The sequence below is a fragment of the Candidatus Andeanibacterium sp. genome (assembly GCF_057143545.1).
This window is the reverse complement of sequence record NZ_DBNHSF010000230.1, coordinates 1-3930: the sequence shown is the minus strand read 5'-3', so window position 1 is coordinate 3930 and position 3930 is coordinate 1. Positions and strand designations below refer to the sequence as shown.

Genomic DNA, 3930 nt, shown 5'->3' with positions numbered 1-3930 from the left:
CGCGTCGGAATGGTCATTTGGTGAGCGCCAAGCGCTTTTGATTTGGCTGGGCCAAAACTGCGAAAGCATTCACGGGCTCAATTCGCTCTTGCCGCAGCCGCTTCGCGTTGAGGTGGCAACACCAACGGCACGGGAATGGCTGGCCAAGGAGCCTGAAAGCGCTGAAGCCAACTACCACTATGCGCTCTTCGTTGGTCAGTTTGATCGAGACGTTTCCATCTACGATTGCCTCCAAAAAGTCATTGAACTCGAACCCAATCACCAGCCAGCGTTAACAATGCTCCTCGACTTGGTTGTTCAGGGCGTAGCCTATGAGCAACACGAGCTACCGATTGGTTATTTGGGTTCTGCCGAGGAGGCCGTTACTGATCTCGAAGACGCTTTGGCCTTGGTGGAGCGTCTCACGGACGTTGATCTGCGTACCAAACTGACTGCAAAACTTGAGGAACAACTACAAACCGCCCATGCGTGGATACAGTTTGAGCGATCGGGGACCGAAACTGATTTCGAAAGTTGGCGGGGCAAGCAGGGCGCATAAGGCACAGTCGATCTATGTCCGCAATGCGTCGTTAGCGGACCCATCATATCCTTTGCGCTGGCATCGCCAGTGCAGCCGCGCCGCGCCCCGCGCACATCCGGCGGCAAATCCCAAACACTTCACTTGGCGTTCAGCGAGGTGCTGGCTATAGGCAGCACCCATGAATTCGATCAGCCGCTCAACTCGTTCGCCCATCCGCGCGCTCGCGCTGGTCGGGGCCGCCGCCGCCATGCTCGCGATTTCCGGATGCAGCCGCCAGAGCGGCCCGCGCGATCTCAACTATGTCGCGCGCGATGTCGAGACGCTTTACCAGGCGGCCAAGCTCAGGCTCGATCGCGGCGATCTCAGGCTTGCCGCCGCGCTATTCGACGAGGTCGAGCGCCAGCACCCCTATTCGCCCTGGGCCCGCCGCGCCCAGCTGATGAGCGCGTTCTCCTATTATGTCGCCAAGGATTACAACCAGTCGATCGAATCCGCCCGCCGGTTCCTCTCGATCCATCCCGGCAACAAGGATGCGCCCTACGCCTATTACCTGATCGCGCTGTGCTATTATGAGCAGATCAGCGACGTGAAGCGCGACCAGGCGATCACCCAGCAGGCAATGACCGCGCTCAACGAGATCAACCGCCGCTTCCCGCGCACGCAATATGCGGCCGATGCCCGGCTCAAACTCGACCTTGTGCGCGACCACCTGGCCGGCAAGGAAATGGAGATCGGCCGCTTCTACGAAAAAAGCGGCAAATGGCTCGCCGCGCAGTTGCGGTTCCGCAACGTGATCGAGAATTACGACACCACCAGCCACACCGCCGAGGCGCTCTACCGCATGACCGAGACCAATCTTTCGCTCGGCCTGCACGAAGAGGCCAAGAAATATGCCGCCGTGCTCGGCGCCAACTATCCAGGCAGCAAGTGGTACGATCGCGCCTACCGGCTGATGGATCGCTACGCACCCGATGTTGCCGGGATCTGATCCGCGCGCGCGTTTCGCCTGTTCGTAATTCCCGGTTTGGGCGGTGACGCGCCGGGCGCGCTCGGTTAGAACCGGCGGCGCATATGCTCACCTCGCTCGCCATCAAGAATGTTGTCCTGATCGAAGCGCTCGAGCTCGGCTTCGGGCCGGGGCTGGGCGTGCTGACCGGCGAGACCGGCGCGGGCAAGTCGATCCTCCTCGACGCGCTCGGCCTGGTGCTGGGCGACCGGGCCGACAGCGCGCTGGTCCGCGCAGGGTGCGACCAGGCGAGCGTGAGTGCGACGTTCGAGTTCGCGCGCCTGCCCGAAGCGGTCGGCGAAGCGCTGGCCGAGGCCGATATACTGGTCGAAGCGGGCGAACCGCTGATCCTGCGGCGCAGCGTGAAGGCCGATGGGGGGTCTAAAGCCTGGATCAACGACCAGCCGGTGAGTGCGGGCCTATTGCGCGCGATCGGCGACGCGCTGGTCGAGCTGCATGGCCAGCATGACGATCGCGGGCTGGTCAATCCGCGCGGGCACCGGGCGCTGCTCGATCGCTATGCCGGGGCGGATCTGGTGTTGGTGGCGCAGGCCTGGGCCGATTGGCAGGGGGCGCAGGCAAGACTGGCCGAGGCGCGCGCTGCGATCGAACAGGCGAAGGCCGACCAGGACCTGCTGCTCGCCCATCTCGAAGAGCTCTACGCGCTCGCCCCCGAAGCGGGCGAGGAGGAACGGCTCGCCGAGGCCCGCAGCGCGATGCAGAAGGGCGAAAGGCTCTCGGGCGATCTCGAGGAACTGCGGCAGCTGTGGGACGGTTCGGATTCGGCGCTCGCCAGCCTGCGTTCTGCCGCCCGGCGGCTCGACCGGATCGCCGGCGAGCACCAGCTGCTGGGCGAAGCGCTCGCAGCGCTCGACCGCGCGGTGATCGAGGCGGGCGAAGCGGAAGAACGGCTCGCGGCCGCGGCCGAGGCGATGCAGCACGACCCCGCCGAACTCGACCGGATCGAGACCCGCCTGTTCGAGCTGCGCGGGCTGGCGCGCAAGCATCGCTGCGAGGTCGACGACTTGCCGGCAAAGATGCACGAGCTGCGCGCGGCGCTCGACGCGATCGAGGCCGGCGATGCCGAGCTTGCTACGCTCGAAGCGGCGGAGCGGAAGGCCGCCGATGCCTATGCCGCGGCCGCCTGCGAGCTGAGCGATTTGCGCGGCGAGGCGGCTGGCCGGCTCGATGCGGCGGTGGCCAAGGAATTGCAGCCGCTCAAGCTCGATGCCGCACAATTCCGCACGCTGGTGAAGGAATTGCCCGAGGAGCGCTGGGGCCCGGCAGGCATGGATGCGGTCGAGTTCCTGGTCTCGACCAATCCCGGCGCCGAGTTCGCCCCGCTGATCAGGATCGCTTCGGGTGGCGAGCTGTCGCGCTTCATCCTCGCGCTCAAGGTTGCATTGGCCGAGCAGGGATCGGCCGCGACGATCATCTTCGACGAGATCGATCGCGGGGTGGGCGGCGCGGTTGCCTCGGCGATCGGCGAGCGGCTCGCGCGGCTGGCTGATGGCGGGCAGCTGCTCGCGGTTACCCATTCGCCGCAGGTCGCCGCGCGCGGCGGCACGCATTACGTGATCGCCAAGACCTCCCAAGGGACCGTGACACGCACTTCGGTCCACCTGCTCGATGCCGCAGGACGGCAGGAGGAAATCGCCCGCATGCTGTCGGGCGCGGAGATCACCAGCGAGGCGCGGGCGCAGGCGGACCGCTTGCTCGAAAGGGCGTGATATTCATTTTGAATCAGTGCATCATGCCTGAAAATATCGCTGATCGGGGTTCGCGAATTGATGAGTTCCAGCGCCAATCGGAGATGAATGCGTGCACAGCGACCAGCCCTTTACCGACTATTACGGTCTCCTGCAGGTCAACCGGAATTGCGACATACGGGTGCTCGAAATCGCCTATCGCTATTTCGCGAAAATGTATCATCCCGATCATGTCGAGACCGCCGACCCCGACAAGTTCAACCAGGTGGTGGAAGCCTACAGGGTCCTGAAGGACGCGGAAAAGCGGGCCGAATACGATCGCACCTACGACGCCAATCTGGGAAATGGGGCGACCGAGTTCTCGATCCCGAGCGACCTCGAGATCGACGAAGGCACCGCGCTCAGCGATGCGGAAGCCCATGAGATCATCCTCCTGCATCTCTACAAGCGGCGGCGCGAGAATCCGTCCGATCCCGGGGTGGTCGGCTGGCTGCTGCAGGAAATGCTCGAATGTACCGACGAGCAGTTCGAGTTTCATTCCTGGTACCTGAAGGCCAAGGGCTATCTCGAAATGACCGAGCAGAGCACGCTGGCGATCACCGTTACCGGCGTGGATCACGTGTTGTCGATGACGCGCAGCGCCGCGGCGCAGCGGCTGCTGATCGGCAAGCCCAACGGGGCCGACGGGGGCTGAC

Annotated in this window: 4 protein-coding genes; all 4 read left to right on the top strand. The window is 64.2% G+C overall.

The window, feature by feature from the left end:
- The coding region (locus tag AC16XC_RS13290; protein ID WP_484035145.1) for a hypothetical protein at positions 1-538 on the top strand (538 nt) is incomplete at its 5' end.
- 160 nt (positions 539-698) lie between these two features.
- Positions 699-1508 (top strand): outer membrane protein assembly factor BamD, encoded by an 810-nt coding sequence (locus tag AC16XC_RS13285; RefSeq protein ID WP_484035144.1) that lies wholly within the window; start codon positions 699-701, stop codon positions 1506-1508.
- Positions 1509-1591: 83 nt separating this feature from the next.
- Positions 1592-3256, top strand: a complete 1665-nt coding sequence (gene recN / locus AC16XC_RS13280; protein WP_484035143.1) for a DNA repair protein RecN — start codon at positions 1592-1594, stop codon at positions 3254-3256.
- Between the two features lie 91 nt (positions 3257-3347).
- On the top strand, positions 3348-3929 hold the full coding sequence (locus AC16XC_RS13275; RefSeq protein WP_484035142.1) for a J domain-containing protein: 582 nt from the start codon (positions 3348-3350) through the stop codon (positions 3927-3929).
- Position 3930: the final 1 nt, after the last annotated feature.

What these genes read in the sequence shown, in the direction of transcription:
- AC16XC_RS13285 (WP_484035144.1), top strand. Translation starts at nt 699, where the DNA reads ATGAATTCGATCAGCCGCTCAACTCGTTCGCCCATCCGCGCGCTCGCG.
- recN (WP_484035143.1), top strand. Translation starts at nt 1,592, where the DNA reads ATGCTCACCTCGCTCGCCATCAAGAATGTTGTCCTGATCGAAGCGCTC.